The 15416-nt window shown below is 50.3% G+C and carries 15 protein-coding genes and 1 pseudogene; 11 read left to right on the top strand and 5 right to left on the bottom strand.

The genetic code is table 11. The features are described from left to right. Window positions 1-6 precede the first annotated feature (6 nt). A complete protein-coding gene (locus KCG54_RS09255) occupies window positions 7-228 on the top strand; it encodes a hypothetical protein (protein ID WP_004519529.1) in 222 nt (73 codons plus the stop codon). A 79-nt stretch (window positions 229-307) separates the two neighbouring features. Here KCG54_RS09255 and KCG54_RS09260 read toward each other — a convergent pair. The 3 genes and pseudogenes from KCG54_RS09260 to dxs all read right to left on the bottom strand — a co-directional run bounded on the left by KCG54_RS09260 (window position 308) and on the right by dxs (window position 4682). Next, window positions 308-1707 (bottom strand): annotated as a pseudogene (locus KCG54_RS09260) (L-serine ammonia-lyase). 39 nt (window positions 1708-1746) lie between these two features. After that, on the bottom strand, window positions 1747-2757 hold the full coding sequence (locus KCG54_RS09265) for a glycosyltransferase family 2 protein (RefSeq protein ID WP_254324003.1): 1011 nt from the start codon (window positions 2755-2757) through the stop codon (window positions 1747-1749). Window positions 2758-2792: 35 nt separating this feature from the next. Continuing rightward, the gene (gene dxs, locus KCG54_RS09270; protein ID WP_254324004.1) at window positions 2793-4682 is read right to left on the bottom strand and encodes a 1-deoxy-D-xylulose-5-phosphate synthase; all 1890 of its coding nucleotides are present in this window, start codon (window positions 4680-4682) and stop codon (window positions 2793-2795) included. Between the two features lie 133 nt (window positions 4683-4815). On the opposite strand from dxs, the gene orn reads away from it, so the two are divergent. The 6 genes from orn (at window position 4816) to KCG54_RS09300 (ending at window position 9625) form a co-directional block, all read left to right on the top strand. Then, complete coding sequence (orn, locus tag KCG54_RS09275; protein ID WP_039862353.1) at window positions 4816-5373, top strand: oligoribonuclease; 558 nt, start codon at window positions 4816-4818, stop codon at window positions 5371-5373. A 63-nt stretch (window positions 5374-5436) separates the two neighbouring features. Next, a complete protein-coding gene (gene queD / locus KCG54_RS09280) occupies window positions 5437-5859 on the top strand; it encodes a 6-carboxytetrahydropterin synthase QueD (protein WP_254324005.1) in 423 nt (140 codons plus the stop codon). Between the two features lie 73 nt (window positions 5860-5932). Further along, the gene (locus KCG54_RS09285; protein ID WP_254324006.1) at window positions 5933-6304 is read left to right on the top strand and encodes a DUF1304 domain-containing protein; all 372 of its coding nucleotides are present in this window, start codon (window positions 5933-5935) and stop codon (window positions 6302-6304) included. Window positions 6305-6410: 106 nt separating this feature from the next. Further along, window positions 6411-7046 (top strand): 7-carboxy-7-deazaguanine synthase QueE, encoded by a 636-nt coding sequence (locus KCG54_RS09290; RefSeq protein ID WP_254324007.1) that lies wholly within the window; start codon window positions 6411-6413, stop codon window positions 7044-7046. Between the two features lie 332 nt (window positions 7047-7378). Next, on the top strand, window positions 7379-8965 hold the full coding sequence (locus KCG54_RS09295; RefSeq protein WP_254324008.1) for an L-lactate permease: 1587 nt from the start codon (window positions 7379-7381) through the stop codon (window positions 8963-8965). A gap of 297 nt (window positions 8966-9262) precedes the next feature. Further along, window positions 9263-9625: a DUF7606 domain-containing protein gene (locus KCG54_RS09300; protein WP_004520408.1), complete on the top strand. Its 363-nt coding sequence runs from the start codon at window positions 9263-9265 to the stop codon at window positions 9623-9625. Window positions 9626-9765: 140 nt separating this feature from the next. On the opposite strand, the gene dnaN is transcribed toward KCG54_RS09300, so the two are convergent. Together dnaN and dnaA are read right to left on the bottom strand one after the other, a co-directional pair. Beyond that, entirely contained in the window at window positions 9766-10869 is a 1104-nt protein-coding gene (gene dnaN, locus KCG54_RS09305) for a DNA polymerase III subunit beta (protein WP_004520410.1), read from the bottom strand. A gap of 106 nt (window positions 10870-10975) precedes the next feature. Beyond that, a complete protein-coding gene (gene dnaA, locus KCG54_RS09310; protein ID WP_254324009.1) occupies window positions 10976-12541 on the bottom strand; it encodes a chromosomal replication initiator protein DnaA in 1566 nt (521 codons plus the stop codon). A 320-nt stretch (window positions 12542-12861) separates the two neighbouring features. Here dnaA and rpmH point away from each other — a divergent pair, with 320 nt between their 5' ends. The 4 genes from rpmH to yidC all read left to right on the top strand — a co-directional run bounded on the left by rpmH (window position 12862) and on the right by yidC (window position 15323). Further along, window positions 12862-12996 carry a 50S ribosomal protein L34 gene (rpmH, locus tag KCG54_RS09315; RefSeq protein ID WP_002214728.1) on the top strand — a complete coding sequence of 45 codons (135 nt, stop codon included), beginning with the start codon at window positions 12862-12864 and terminating at the stop codon, window positions 12994-12996. Between the two features lie 2 nt (window positions 12997-12998). After that, the gene (gene rnpA / locus KCG54_RS09320; protein WP_003748912.1) at window positions 12999-13340 is read left to right on the top strand and encodes a ribonuclease P protein component; all 342 of its coding nucleotides are present in this window, start codon (window positions 12999-13001) and stop codon (window positions 13338-13340) included. Then, entirely contained in the window at window positions 13337-13558 is a 222-nt protein-coding gene (yidD, locus tag KCG54_RS09325) for a membrane protein insertion efficiency factor YidD (protein WP_003684591.1), read from the top strand. Before rnpA ends, yidD begins: the two co-directional genes overlap by 4 nt. Before the next feature lie 118 nt (window positions 13559-13676). Next, window positions 13677-15323 carry a membrane protein insertase YidC gene (yidC, locus tag KCG54_RS09330; protein WP_254324010.1) on the top strand — a complete coding sequence of 549 codons (1647 nt, stop codon included), beginning with the start codon at window positions 13677-13679 and terminating at the stop codon, window positions 15321-15323. Window positions 15324-15416: the final 93 nt, after the last annotated feature.

Genomic DNA, 15416 nt, shown 5'->3' on the forward strand with positions numbered 1-15416 from the left:
TGCACGATGGCGATGCCGCAAATGCCCAAATGGTATGACGACGACGGTCAGATTGTTTCCTGCACCGAAAAAGTCAAAGTCATGACCGAAAACTTAAACGAACTGTACCAAATAGCGCAGGACGCATTTGAAGACGCGCTGCTGATGGGTTGCTCCGAAAAACAGTTGCGCGAATACTTCCGCGACTTAATGGCCGGACTAGAAAACCCTTATCAAAAAAACGGTTAGTTATTCGATCCATACAAAAAAGGCCGTCTGAAGATTTTTCAGACGGCTTTTTTTATCGGGCAGATCCCCTACCCTATTGCTAACATTCCACCACGCGCACGGATACCGGTACGGCTTTTTTCTGCAAGGTAATAGCCAAACCTGCGAGTGAGGTTTCTTTATAAGTTGCCTTCATATCGCGGCCGGTTTGCAACATAGTTTGAATCACTTCATCAAGTGAGACTTTTTTGTCTGTGCCGTCTTCCAAAAGCGCGAGGGTGGCGAGCTTGAGGGCTTTTTCGGCGGCGATGCCGTTACGCTCGATACAGGGGATTTGCACCAAGCCGCCGACAGGGTCGCAGGTCAGACCCAAGTGGTGTTCCATGGCCATTTCGGCGGCGTTTTCCACTTGTTTCGGGGTACCGCCGATAACTTCGGCGTATGCGCCTGCCGTCATGGAACACGCCACGCCGACTTCACCTTGGCAACCGACGTCCGCGCCAGAAATCGACGCGTTGGTTTTATACAAAATACCGATAGCGCCGGCAGTCAGCAGGAAATCTTCGACACGCGATTGGTTAGCGTGCGGATTGAATTTGCGGAAATAGTGCAATACGGCAGGAATAATGCCTGCCGCGCCGTTGGTCGGTGCGGTGACGACACGTCCGCCGGCGGCATTTTCTTCATTGACCGCCATGGCGTACACCATCGGCCAAAGTTGGGTATTGACGATTTCGCTCTCGCGCAGGACTTTGAGTTTGGCCGCCAACTGCGGCGCGCGTCGGCGAACGTTCAAGCCGCCGGGCAACTGCCCTTCCGCGCCCAAGCCGCGCTTGATGCAGTTTTCCATCACATCGGCTACGGCAGCCACACGGCGGCGCACTTCCACTTCATCGCAACCTGCCAACGCTGCTTCATTGGCCAACACGACTTCGGAAATATTCAACTGGTTCAGACGGCATTGTGCCAGCAACTCGTCGCAGTTTTTGTATGGATACGGCACATCACCATTTTCCTGCGCCTCTTGTGCAAATCCTTCGTCTGTTACGATAAAACCGCCGCCAACCGAATAATAAATCTGCTCTTTCAGCTTCTGGCCGTCTGAATGGTAGGCGATAAAGTTCAAACCGTTCGGATGTTTGGGCAACACTTTGTCGCCGCGGATATCCAAATCTTTTTCGGGATTGAAGGCCATTTCGCGGCCGTTGAGTTTTAAAACGTGCTGCGTGCGGATGCGTTCCAAGCGTTGGGGATGTCTGCAAGCGGAATATCGTGCGGCAGGCTGCCTTCCAAACCGAGCAATAATGCGTCGAATGTGCCGTGTCCGATACCGGTCAAAGCAAGTGAGCCGTACACTTCAATGACAATGCGCGCCACTTGTGTATCCAAGTTTTCGGCATGCAGCAAATCGGCAAAAGCGGCCGCGGCCTTCATCGGGCCGACGGTGTGCGAGCTGGACGGGCCGATGCCGATTTTAAAAATATCAAAGATACTGATCATAAGGTTTTCCTATCATTGTGTGTGCGGGCTGGCTGTTTTTCAGACGGCCTTAAAGCCTAAAGAGGAATCTTTTGCACCGCTTGCCAATGCAAGTACCAAATGTCCGACAGTCATCAAAGGATCGCCTGCTTCCGGCGATGTGTATTTCAGCATCAGCGGTTTTTTACGCAAGGGTTCGTAATGGCTGACTTTACAATGCGGGTCTTCCAAACTTGTAGAACCGGCGCGGTATCTGTATGCCAACAGCCGTAAATCGTTCAAGTCCATCTTCATGCCGTTATCCAACAATTCGCGCAACTGGTTTTCCCAGGCAATATCGGTACTTCCGTCTTTAATGGCAATCAAGATGGACTTTTCGAGGATTTTTTTGATGTGCTGGTTCAAGGAGCGGATTGGGAAATGCCCCAGCCACAACAAATCGGTCTCTGCAAATTGTGCGGAAAACTGCTCGATAAACCAGGAATGTAAGCCTCGATAATCCGGCGAATGAAACAGGGTTGATTTAACCTTATTGCCATCTTTATCCAACATGTAATGGCTGCCGATAATCATGCTGCAAGATTCAGCAGCCCATCTGGGAACAATGACTTTGGGAGTAAAGAGCGTTTCGAGGCGTTGCTCGGTAAATTGTGTGGTGAAATTGGGGTTGTATTGCAACGATGTCGGCAAATAGCCGCGCCAAAGGTACATACCGATCCTGTTTTCTCCGATGACATCCAAGAGTTGTTCCAGCATGGTACGGCTAGGACATGAAATAAATTCGTCCGCATCCAGCGGAAAAACGAAATCTATCGCTTCATCTTTTGCTACAAGCTGCTTCATAAGCAGGTTTACCAATTGCTCATGATTGAACTTGAGCGCTTGATATTGATAGATAAATACCGGTAAACCTTCTTCTTTCAATTGAATCAGGATTTCCCTTGTGCCATCGTTGCTGCCATGATCGATGATGTGCATTTCATCCATCAGCTCGAGATTATGACGGACAAACGATTCGATAACGTCGTTTTCGTTGCGCACCATACTGATGCTGATTAATTTTTTTCTCATAAATTACGCAATGTATTGAGATGTTCTAATATTTTTCAGACGGCCTCTATCCAACCGGCAATGCGTTTTTCAACGGCTTCGGCATTCAGCCCCAAATCGGCTAAAAGTTTTTTCGGGTCGCCGTGTTCGGTAACTTTGTCTTCTACACCCAGAAGCAATACCGGTTTGCAAATGCCGTGTTTCGCCAACACTTCCAACACTGCGCTGCCTGCGCCGCCTTGTTCGGCATTTTCTTCAGCAGTAACGATGTAATCATGACTTCGGGCAAGACGGACGATCAGTTCTTCATCTATCGGTTTGACAAAGCGCATATCGGCAACGGTCGCATTCAGCTTGTCGGCGGCGGCCAATGATGGGGCAACCATGCTGCCAAAGGCGATAACGGCAATTTTTCCGCCTTCGCGACGGATGATGCCTTTGCCGATTTCAACGGTTTCCAGGCCACCTGAAACAGTTGCGCCCGTGCCTGTACCGCGCGGATAACGGACGGCGGACGGCGAGTTTGCCTGATAGCAGGTTGAGAGCAGCAAGCGGCATTCGTTTTCGTCGCTTGGTGCGGCAATAATCATGTTCGGAACGCAACGCAAAAAGCTCAAGTCATATAAACCGGCATGGGTCGGGCCGTCTGCACCGACAATACCTGCACGGTCGATGGCAAACAAAACAGGCAGGTTTTGTAAGGCAACGTCATGTACCAACTGGTCGTAAGCGCGTTGCAGAAAAGTGGAGTAAATCGCCACGACAGGCTTAATGCCTTCGCATGCCAAACCGCCTGCAAAGGTAACGGCGTGTTGCTCGGCGATTCCAACGTCGAAATAGCGGTCGGGGAATTGCTGTTCAAACTCAACCAAGCCGCTGCCCTCGCGCATGGCAGGCGTGATGGCAACCAAACGCTCGTCAGCCGCCGCTTGGTCGCACAGCCATTGGCCGAAAACTTGCGTATAAGTTGGTTTGGCCGCGGCAGGTTTGACTTCCGGCGCAGGCACTTCGCTCGGCAGCTTGGCAACAGCGTGATATTTGACAGGGTCGTTTTCGGCGAATTTGTAGCCGTTGCCTTTTTTGGTGATGACGTGCAACAACTGAGGGCCTTTTCGGCCGCGCAAGTCTTTTAATACGTCCACCAGATTTTCAACGTTGTGGCCGTCCACCGGGCCGGTGTAACGGAAACCGAAGTTTTCAAACAAAGACAGCGACTGTTTGGCGTGTTCCGCTTCGCCTGCCAAGGTTTTGATTTTATTTTCGACTTTTTGGGCAAGCTCCATTGCGCCGGGCAATTTGTCCAACACTTTGCTTGATTGGGCTTTGATGGTGCTCAACAGGCCGTGCATATCGCGCACGACGTTACTGGCGAGATATTTCGGCAGCGCGCCGACATTGGGGGAAATCGACATTTCGTTGTCGTTGAGGATAACCAGCAAATCGACATCCATATCGCCTGCGCAGTTCAGGGCTTCAAACGCCTGACCTGCCGTCATGGCGCCGTCGCCGATGATGGCGACGCTGCGGCGGTTGTTGCCCAACTGTTTGTCCGCAACGGCCATGCCCAATGCCGCGCCGATGGATGTGGAAGAATGGCCTACGCCGAACGCGTCGTATTCCGACTCGCTGCGTTTCGGAAAACCCGCCAAACCGCCGTATTGGCGCATGGTGTGCATTTGATTTTTGCGGCCGGTTAGGATTTTGTGCGGATAGCTTTGATGGCCGACATCCCAGACCAGATGGTCTTCGGGCGTGTCGTACACATAATGCAGTGCCACCGTCAGCTCGACCGCGCCCAAGTTACTGGCGAAATGGCCGCCCGTCTTACCGACGGAATCCAACAGAAATTCGCGCAATTCGGCGGCGACTTGCGGCAGCTGTTTTTTCTCCAGACGGCGCAAATCCTGAGGCGTATCGATAATATCGAGCAAAGGGCTTGGGTTCATGATTTTTGGCGGTGAATTTTTGTGTAACGGACGATTATATCAAGAGATTGCACAACTTGTTACAAATGCTTTCAGACGGCCCGAACCTTTATCCTTTATAATACTGCCAACTGAAAACATAAGGCCGTCTGAAATGACCCAAAACGCAAACAATCTCTGCTGGCTCGATATGGAAATGACCGGCCTCAACCCGGAACACGACCGCATTATCGAAGTCGCCATGATCATTACCGATTCCGATTTGAACGTACTGGCGCAGTCGGACGTTTACGTCATCCATCAAAGCGACGAGTTGCTCGACGGCATGGACGAGTGGAACACCGCCACCCACGGCCGCACCGGCCTGACCCAACGCGTGCGCGAATCCAAACTGACCGAAGCCGAAGTCGAGCAAAACCTGTTGGACTTCATGTCCGCATGGATACCCGAGAAATCCACGCCCATGTGTGGCAACTCCATCCATCAAGACCGCCGCTTCATGGTCAAATACATGCCGCGTTTGGAAGCCTATTTCCACTACCGCAACTTAGACGTATCCACGCTGAAAGAATTGGCCAAACGCTGGAATCCGGCCGTCGCCAAAAGCGTGGTCAAACGCGGTTCGCACAAGGCATTGGACGACATCCTCGAAAGCATCGAAGAAATGCGCCATTATCGCGAGCATTTCCTCAAACTTCCTTCCGAACAATAATCTTAAGGCCGTCTGAAACAGGTTTTACACCGTTCAGACGGCCTCATCGGCTTCCTTCATCTCATGAAAATCACCAAAATCTTTACCTTCGATTCCTCGCACATGCTCGACGGGCATGACGGCAAGTGCCAAAACCTGCACGGTCACACCTACAAACTCGAAATCACCGTCTCCGCACCCGTTATCCAAGGCGGAGCAAAAGACGGCATGGTGATGGACTTTACCGACCTGAAAGCCATCGTCAAACAACACATTACCGACCCGTTCGACCATGCCTTCATCTATCACGGCAACAACGAACGCGAAAGCCAAATCGCCGCGCTTTTGGAAGGCTGGAACATGAAAACCCTGCGCTTGCCCTGCCGCACCACCGCCGAAAACATGAGCGTAGAAATGTATGGCCGTCTGAAAAACGCCGGTGTCAAAGTGTGCAGCGTGAAATTATGGGAAACGCCGACTTCGTGTGCAGAATATGAAAGTGAATAAACTGCCATCCTGTATTTTTCAGACGGCCTGTTCCCCAAACACACCCATCCGCTAAACATCAAAAGGAATCTTCATGAAACTCCTCTCCACCCTCCTCGTCCTCTTCGTCGCTGTCGAACATCTCTACATCGCCTGGCTCGAAATGACGCAAATCCCAAGCGAAAAAGCATCAGAACTGTTCAACATGCCTTACGAATTTATGGAACAAAAACACGTGCAAACCCTGTTTTCCAACCAAGGCCTGTACAACGGCTTCCTCGCCATCGGCTTGGTATGGGCGCGCTTTGCTGCCCCCGACAACGCCGTTTACGGCGCGACCATCCTGTTCCTCGGCTTCGTCCTCATCGCCGCCGCATGGGGCGCGTTTTCATCAGGCAACAAAGGCATTCTGCTCAAACAAGGCTTGCCGGCATTTTTGGCCGCCGCAGCCGTCATTAACGCTTAAACACACCAGCCATTCTTTCCCCTCAAACTAACAGAAAGAATGGCTGCCTCAACCGATTTCTCAAAACGCTTCACCACAACAATTAAATCCCGCACATCCGACATTCATGACCATTCAAATCACACCAAACAATCCCCAATACCGCATTGTCGAAATCTTTGAAAGCCTGCAAGGCGAAGGCTGGAACACAGGCATACCCGCCGTTTTCATCCGTTTGGGCAAATGTAATCTTGCGTGCAGCTGGTGCGATACCGACTACCTCAAATTCGGCATGATGAGCCTGTCCGATATTTTGGGCCGTCTGAAAACCTATACGGTGCGCAACATCATCATTACCGGCGGCGAACCCACCATCCAACCGCATTTGGATACCCTGCTCAATGCACTCAAAGCCGAAGGCTATTTTCTGTGTATCGAAACCAACGGCCTCAACCCCGCTCCGCCGCAAATCGACTACGTTGCCACCAGCCCTAAGGCCTGCTACGCCGCCAAATATCAATCTAGTTGCATTGAGAAAGCCGACGAAGTGCGCATTGTTGCCGACGGCGATGTCATTGCGTTTTGCCAAGAGATGGAACGCAAAATCCTTGCCCAGCATTACTACCTCTCGCCTTGCGAACAAGACGGTGTGATGAATATCTACGACACCATCCGCCAAATCGGTGTTTTAAACAGCCGACCCGACGCCCCCGTCCATTGGCAACTGAGCGTACAAACGCATAAATGGGCAGGAATAGAATAATTCGTTTGAAATCAATTAAAAACAAAACCTTTACAAAATATTGAATGTAAATACCATTCGATATTCGACCAAATGCACTACTGGCAATGCTCTCAGGCCGTCTGAAAACCCAATTTCAGACGGCCTGTTTTTTTACAAACCTCTTGACCGATTACATAAGATTACGTAAAGTGTGCAACAGTTTTCATAAATTGGTAAAACTAATTTACCTGATAACTGATTGCATCTAAAAAAGTGGCAATCCTTATTCGAAAAACATCTATTACTCAACACATCGCATCAAACCGCCATTGATTGACGGTTATGATGCCCGTTGCCCCGAGGACAATCCCATGGCTCTCTTTCTCAGTATTTTTCCCATCGTGCTGCTGATCTGGCTGATGGTTAAGAAAAACAGTATGCCGTCCTACGTCGCACTGCCGATTACCGCCGCGCTGATTTATGCCATCAAACTGTTTTATTTCGGCGACGACGCCATGTTGCTCAATGCAACGGTCGCGTCAGGCCTCGTTTCTACCCTGACCCCGATTACCGTAATTTTCGGTGCCATCATGTTTAACCGCATGATGGAAACCACCGGCTGTATCGACGTCATCCGCAAATGGCTGGCTACCATCAGCCCGAATCCGATTGCCCAGTTGATGATCATCGGCTGGTCTTTCGCCTTTATGATTGAAGGCGCATCCGGTTTCGGTACGCCTGCCGCCATTGCCGCGCCGATTCTGATGAGCTTGGGCTTTAATCCGCTGAAAGTAGCCATCTTCACTTTGGTGATGAACTCCGTGCCCGTTTCCTTCGGCGCGGTAGGCACACCGACTTGGTTCGGCTTCGCGCCGTTGGGCCTGGATCAAAAAAGCATTATGGAAATCGGTATGCAAACCGGTGTCATGCACTTCTTCGCAGGTTTCGTGATCCCTGTTATCGGCTTGAGCTTCATCGTTCCTTGGGCTGAAATCCGCAAAAATTTGGGCTTCATCGGCATCGCCGTATTCTCCTGTACCCTTCCTTATGTTGCATTGGCGATGGTTAATGAAGAATTCCCATCTCTGGTTGCCGGCGCAATCGGTCTGATGGTGTCCGTATTCGCGGCCAACCACGGCTGGGGCTTGAGCAAAGACCATCCGAAAGACCCGAATGCCGAAAAAGTACCTTTCGCCCAAGTTGCCAAAGCACTTGCCCCTCTGGGTATGCTTATCGGTATGCTGGTGGTTACCCGTATCAAACAGCTCGGCATCAAAGGCCTGCTGACCAGCAAAGAAGAATGGTTCAGCTTCCAACTGCCGTTTGATTTGTCCAAAATCACCGTCAGCGACTCTCTGACCATTACCTTCGGCAACATCTTCGGCCAAGGTGTAAACGCTTCCTACCAAACCCTCTACGTTCCGGCATGGATTCCGTTTGTCTTCACCGTTTGGATTTGCATCCTGCTGTACAAAACCAAATTCAAAGATGCGTGGTCTTTCTACGCTGCAACCTTCAACCAAACCAAAAAACCTCTGCTTGCCCTGATGGGTGCGTTGATTATGGTTCAACTGATGATGGTTGGCGGCGACGACTCCATGGTGAAAATCATCGGTAAAGAATTTGCCAATATGGCCGGCGAACATTGGGTGTACTTCTCCCCATACCTGGGCGCAATCGGTGCATTCTTCTCTGGCTCAAACACTGTATCCAACCTGACCTTTGGCCCGATTCAACAACAAATCGCGCTTGATACCGGCTTGTCCGTCACCCTCATCCTCGCCCTGCAATCTGTCGGCGGCGCAATGGGCAACATGGTCTGCATCAACAACATCATCGCCGTGTGCAGCGTGTTGAACGTAAACAACGCCGAAGGTGCCATCATCAAGAAAACTGTCATCCCGATGACCATCTACGGCATCATCGCCGTGACTGTGGCTGCAATTTTCTTCTTGTAAACCGCTTCATATCAAAGGCCGTCTGAATATTCAGACGGCCTTTTTTGTATTCTTTCGCTATATTTCTTAAAGAATCATTAATGTATATATTCCGCAACAACCCCCATAACCACTTTGCAACACCAAATTACAAACAACTTTCTATTAATAAACAATCGGGTAATCATAAGTAAACACTGTTTTGCAATTTACCTAATTGCCACTACCGACAAAACGCCTAAAATACGCTTCATCTGCAAACGGAAACCCTTTCTCATTTTGCAAGATAACACACAACCCTCATATGGAGCTTAGATCATGAAATTACTTTCTGTTATCACTGCAGCCGCATTGGCTACTGTTTCCTTCTCTGCTGCCGCTGCACCTGCCGGCTTCGTTTCTTACCGTTGTGACGGTGGCAAATCACTGAACGTGATGTACGGCTTTGACCGTAGCGGCCGTGCAGTTACTGCTGACGTAAACGCCGGTGGCAAAAAAGCCTCTTTGGTTGTCGACAAAAAACGTTCTGACAGCACTGGCACTACTTTCACCAACCGTAAAGGCTATGTAATGTCTGCCGGTTTCATCGACAAAAACACCCACACTACTTCTGAAGTAGTTGGCGTGAACGCCCCTAACGGCTCATTCTTGGTGAAAAACTGCGAACCACGTCCACGTTAATCCCAGTTTTCCTATTTAACCGAATCATCCCGGTTTGATAGAAAGGCCGTCTGAAAAACAATTTTCAGACGGCCTTTTGATTCAAGCCTATAAAAAAGAGCGTGTACCGTACACGCTCTTTTTGTTTGTTCACACACCAATTAAATACGCATCGGCATTACGATGTATTTGAAGTTCGGATTGTTCGGCACGGTAAACAGCGTTGAACGGTTGGCATCGCCGAAGGCAAGCTGCATATCGTCGGAGTGGATGTTACGCAACACATCCATCAAGTAGCCGATGTTGAAACCGACTTCGAGTTCTCCGCCTTGGTAAGCGATTTCCAGCTCTTCGCGTGCTTCTTCCTGCTCGTTGTTGCTACATACGACACTCAGCAAACCAGGCTGCAGGAACAGTCGCGCGCCGCGGAATTTTTCATTGGCAAGAATGGCAGCACGTTCAAGCGCACCCAAAAGCTGGGTACGGGATACGAGGAAAATCTTGTCGTTATCCAAAGGAATCACGCGGTTAAAGTCAGGGAACTTGCCGTCGATGACTTTGCTGACAATGGTTGTACCATTGCATTGGAAGCGTACTTGATTGTCCAAAAGCTCAACGGTGATGGACTCGGACGGATTGTTCAACAGCTTGAAGAGTTCCAATACCGTTTTGCGCGGCAGGATCACTTCCGTTTTCGGCAGTTCCGCTTCAATTTGGCTGGCCGCATAAGCAAGGCGGTGGCCGTCGGTTGCAACAAGGCGCAGTTGGTTTCCTTCAACCTGCATCAGCAAGCCGTTGAGGTAATAGCGGATATCTTGAACCGCCATGCTGTATTGCACTTGCGAAAGCATGGTTTTGAAGGTCTCTTGAGTCAGCGAGAAAGTCGCGCTGACATCGCTGCCGACGTTCATCAACGGAAAGTCTTCAGCCGGCAGGGTTTGCAGGGCAAAACGGGATTTGCCCGCGCGCAGAGTCAAACGGTTGTCTGCCCAATCCAGTGACACCAGCGCACTGTCAGGCAGGGCGCGCAAAATGTCTTGGAATTTTTTAGCGTTGGTCGTAATACGGAAATCGCCTGCCTGACTTTCAGGGCCGGCGGTATTGATTTGGATTTCCAAGTCGGTTGCCAAAAGTTTGGTCTGTCCGTCTTTGCTTTCCAGCAACACATTGGACAAAATCGGCAGAGTATGGCGACGTTCGACAATACCAGTAACGGCTTGCAACGGCTTGAGCAGACTGTCGCGATCGGCTTGTAAAATCAGCATGTTCCATTCCTTTGAATTTGAAATCGGTTGATTTGGGTATTTTAAAATATTTTTTGTTTTCAGACGGCCTCATATTGACATCAGGCCGTCTGAATATTGCATTGGGTCAGTTCTGAATCAAAATCAGCAGTTTTTCGTAGTCTTGCGCCAATTCGGGATCTTCTTCACGCAGTTTCGCCACCGCTTTGACGCCGTGCATCACAGTCGTGTGGTCGCGACCGCCAAAGGCATCGCCGATAGAAGGCAGGCTGAGCGTAGTCAGCTCTTTGGTCAGGCTCATGGCGACTTGGCGCGGACGGGCAATATTGCGCGTGCGTTTTTTGCCTAATATATCGCTGATTTTAATACGGTAGTATTTGGCTGTCGCATCGATGATGATGTCGGCAGTAATGACTTTGTGTTTCTCGGCAATAATATCCTGCAAAGCCGTACGCGCCAAATCCATGTCGATGACAGGGCGATTCATAAAACGGCTGCTGGCACTGACACGGTTAAACGCACCTTCCAGCTCACGCACATTGGAGCGGATCAGATTGGCAATAAACAGAGCGGCTTCGTCTTCGATACTGATACCGGCTGCTTCTGCCTTTTTCTGCAAAATCGCCACGCGCATTTCCAATTCGGGTGGTTCGAGTTCCAAAGTCAAACCCCATGAGAAACGGGACTTGAGACGGTCGTCCATACCCTCGATTTTGGCAGGCAATACGTCGCACGTCAGGATCAGTTGTTTTTTCTCGTTGTGGAAATGGTTGTACAGATAGAAGAACTCTTCCATCGTACGGTCTTTACCTTTGATGAACTGAATATCGTCGATAATCAGCAGGTCATATTGTTTGTATTGTTGCTTGAACACATCATAAGTGTTGTTGCGCACAGCCTTCATAAAGCTGCGGATATAGTCGTCCGAGTGCATATAGCGCACTTTGGCATCAGGACGGTTTTTCAGCAATTCGTTGCCGATGGCCTGCACCAAGTGGGTTTTACCCAAACCGGTACTGCCGTATAAGAAAAACGGGTTGTAGCCCTGCCCCGGATTTTCAGCAATCGCTTGGGCAGCTGCGGCGGCAAGGCGATTGCCCTTACCTTCCACCAAAGTTTCAAATGTATAGTCACGCGACAGATTGGTCTGTTCGTAGCGCGCTTCTTCCGCATCGTGTTGCGCGTCGGTTTTGGCTTTGGCAACTGCTTTAGACTCAGTCGGAGCGGCAGTTTGCACTTGAGGCTCATGCGGCAGTTTTTTCATGCGTTGCGCCAAAATCTCGGCAGCCGTCATAGCAGCGGCAGGCTTGGAAACCGTTTCAGACGGCCTATCTTCTTCCATTGCAGCAGTTTGCAAAGGCATTTGAACAGGCTCTACAAACTCTTCAACTTCAATAATCTCTTGCACTTGCACCGGTGCAACAGCCTGAGCCGCCATTTCATAATGCGCACCTACGCCCGGCTTAAACGTGAAAGCAGCCTGCTGAGGCACCAATTCGGCACGCACGGCGTCAATTTTGGCGGCAAACTGGCTTTTGAGCATATTGCAGGCAAATTGGTTTTTACCATACACCACCCATACGCCGTTTTCTTCGCCCACGGTCAAAGGCGCAATCCATTGCGCAAACTGCCCGGCAGGCAACATTTCGTGAAGGCGGCAAAGGCACAGCGGCCAAAATTCAGCTAACGTCATGAGATTAAGCTCGGAAAAATGGAAGATTTGGGAAATACAAGAAGGTAGAGCAGACAGGCAATTCGATAAAAATCAAATTTTTACGATACTCCCGCTGCTTTCAGACTGCCTTGCGCACAGAGAAAAGCAAGGTTGGGCGATTATACCCATTCCGCTCTTTTTTATCCACAACCGCCGCAAAATTTTATCCACAAATTCTATCAATGCATAAAACCCGTTGTCACACTTTAGCCAACGAAAAGTTTTTATATTGATTGACAAAAGCGGCAAATTGGAGTGTAATTCACGGTTTAATTATCTACCAATTTTTAGGAAACATCATGAAACGCACTTATCAACCTTCCGTTACCAAACGCAAACGCACCCACGGCTTCTTGGTTCGCTCCAAAACCCGCGGTGGTCGCGCAGTATTGGCTGCCCGTCGCGCCAAAGGCCGCAAACGCCTGGCTGTATAATTTTGAATTACGGCTTCTCGAAGCAGTATCGCTTATTAAAAACGGATGATTTTTCATCCGTTTTTGCGTTGAAAAACCGACGCAGCCGCGATTTGCTGCAAGTCTCCCAGTCCGCAGACAATGCGCTCGGCCATCCGCGCCTTGGCTTGGTCGTCAGTAAAAAGACCGCCAAACGCGCCCACGACCGCAATTATATGAAGCGCGTCATCCGCGACTGGTTCAGGCTGAATCAACACCAGCTGCCGCCGCATGATTTTGTTGTGCGCGTGCGTCAGGCGTTTAATCGGGAAACTGCTCCGGAAGCCCGAAACCAACTTGCCCAGCTGATGAAAAAACGCCGATGAATACCCTGCTTTCCAAGCTCTTCCTTGCACTCATCCGCTTTTACCAATACTGCATCAGCCCCCTCATTCCGCCGCGCTGCCGCTATACCCCGACCTGTTCACAATATGCAGTCGAAGCCGTCAAAAAATACGGCGCATTCAAAGGCGGATGGCTGGCAATCAAACGCATCGCACGATGCCATCCTTTCGGCGGACACGGACATGACCCTGTTCCATAATGCTGCTGTCAACCATTTAAAGAACACGATTTCCTTTAATTTCCCGTCGGTTTCTATATAATGCCGTCTGAAGCAGTTTTCATCTCGATTACCTATCCGTCAATTCCAGGAATCTCTTATGGATTTTAAAAGACTAATGGCGTTTTTTGCCATTTCAGTGGCAATCTTTGCCGGCTGGGAACATTTTTTCCCCAGCCCCAAACCTAATCCGGCGCAACAAGCTGCGCAACAGCAAACGGCCGCCGCTCCGGCAAAAGCCGCTGCCGAAGCCGCGCTTGCCCCAGCCACCCCCATTACCGTTACCACTGACACGGTTAAAGCTGTCATCGACGAGAAAAGCGGCGACCTGCGTCAGCTGACCCTCTTGCAATACAAAGCAACCGGCGACGAACACAAACCTTTCGTCCTGTTTAACGACGGCAAGGAATACACCTACGTTGCCCAATCCGAGCTTTTGGACGCACAAGGCAACAACGTTCTAAAAGGCATCAGCTTTACCGCTCCGCAAAAACAATACAGCTTGGAAGGCGACAAAGTTGAAGTCCGCCTGAGCGCACCTGAAACCAACGGCCTGAAAATCGACAAAGTTTATACTTTCACCAAAGGCAGCTACTTGGTTAACGTCCGTTTCGACATTACCAACAGCAACGGCCAACCCGTCAACCTGAGCGCAGACTACCGCATCGTCCGCGACCACAGCGAACCTGAAGGCCAAGGCTACTTCACCCGCTCTTATGTCGGCCCGGTGGTTTACACTCCTGAAGGCGGCTTCCAAAAAGTCAGCTTCTCTGATTTGGACGACGATGCCAAATCCGGCAAACCCGAAGCCGAATACATCCGCAAAACTCCGACCGGCTGGCTCGGCATGATTGAACACCACTTCATGTCCACTTGGATTTTGCAGCCTAAAGACGGCCAAAGCGTATGCTCTGCAGGCGAATGCAACATCGACATCAAACGTCGCGGCGACAACCTGTACAGCGCAAGCGTCAGCGTGCCTTTAGCCGCCATCCAAGCCGGCGCAAAAGCTGAAACCGCCATCAACCTGTATGCCGGTCCGCAAACCACTTCCGTTATCGCCAACATCGCCGACAAACTGCAACTGGCCAAAGACTACGGCAAAGTACACTGGTTCGCCTCCCCGCTCTTCTGGCTCTTGAACCAACTGCACAACATCATCGGCAACTGGGGTTGGGCAATCATCGTTTTGACCATCATCGTCAAAGCCGTACTGTACCCATTGACCAACGCCTCTTACCGCTCTATGGCAAAAATGCGTGCCGCCGCACCTAAATTGCAAGCCATCAAAGAGAAATACGGCGATGACCGCATGGCGCAACAACAAGCCATGATGCAGCTTTACAAAGATGAGAAAATCAATCCGCTGGGCGGCTGTCTGCCTATGCTGTTGCAAATCCCCGTCTTCATCGGTCTGTATTGGGCATTGTTCGCCTCCGTAGAATTGCGCCAAGCGCCTTGGTTGGGTTGGATTACCGACTTGAGCCGTCCGGATCCTTTCTACATCCTGCCTTTGATTATGGCGGTAACCATGTTTGCACAAACTTATCTGAATCCGCCGTCAACCGACCCTATGCAGGCGAAAATGATGAAAATCATGCCTTTGGTTTTCTCCATCATGTTCTTCTTCTTCCCTGCCGGTTTGGTTCTGTACTGGGTAGTCAACAACCTCTTGACCATCGCCCAACAATGGCACATCAACCGCAGCATCGAAAAACAACGCGCCCAAGGCGAAGTCGTTTCTTGATAAAAGCTTAGGCAACACAAAGGCCGTCTGTTGTTCAGACGGCCTTTTTTATTTCCTCAAACAAATACAGTTTGAAATTGAACCCAATCCAGT

Source organism: Neisseria subflava (assembly GCF_024205705.1).
Taxonomy (GTDB): domain Bacteria; phylum Pseudomonadota; class Gammaproteobacteria; order Burkholderiales; family Neisseriaceae; genus Neisseria; species Neisseria subflava_D.

Coding starts and splice junctions, on each gene's coding strand:
- KCG54_RS09295 (WP_254324008.1), top strand. CDS start 7,379: ATGGCTCTCTTTCTCAGTATTTTTCCCATCGTGCTGCTGATCTGGCTG.
- KCG54_RS09265 (WP_254324003.1), bottom strand. CDS start 2,757: ATGAGAAAAAAATTAATCAGCATCAGTATGGTGCGCAACGAAAACGAC.
- dnaN (WP_004520410.1), bottom strand. CDS start 10,869: ATGCTGATTTTACAAGCCGATCGCGACAGTCTGCTCAAGCCGTTGCAA.
- dxs (WP_254324004.1), bottom strand. CDS start 4,682: ATGAACCCAAGCCCTTTGCTCGATATTATCGATACGCCTCAGGATTTG.
- yidD (WP_003684591.1), top strand. CDS start 13,337: ATGAATACCCTGCTTTCCAAGCTCTTCCTTGCACTCATCCGCTTTTAC.
- yidC (WP_254324010.1), top strand. CDS start 13,677: ATGGATTTTAAAAGACTAATGGCGTTTTTTGCCATTTCAGTGGCAATC.
- KCG54_RS09300 (WP_004520408.1), top strand. CDS start 9,263: ATGAAATTACTTTCTGTTATCACTGCAGCCGCATTGGCTACTGTTTCC.
- KCG54_RS09255 (WP_004519529.1), top strand. CDS start 7: ATGGCGATGCCGCAAATGCCCAAATGGTATGACGACGACGGTCAGATT.
- dnaA (WP_254324009.1), bottom strand. CDS start 12,541: ATGACGTTAGCTGAATTTTGGCCGCTGTGCCTTTGCCGCCTTCACGAA.
- KCG54_RS09285 (WP_254324006.1), top strand. CDS start 5,933: ATGAAACTCCTCTCCACCCTCCTCGTCCTCTTCGTCGCTGTCGAACAT.
- queD (WP_254324005.1), top strand. CDS start 5,437: ATGAAAATCACCAAAATCTTTACCTTCGATTCCTCGCACATGCTCGAC.
- orn (WP_039862353.1), top strand. CDS start 4,816: ATGACCCAAAACGCAAACAATCTCTGCTGGCTCGATATGGAAATGACC.
- rpmH (WP_002214728.1), top strand. CDS start 12,862: ATGAAACGCACTTATCAACCTTCCGTTACCAAACGCAAACGCACCCAC.
- KCG54_RS09290 (WP_254324007.1), top strand. CDS start 6,411: ATGACCATTCAAATCACACCAAACAATCCCCAATACCGCATTGTCGAA.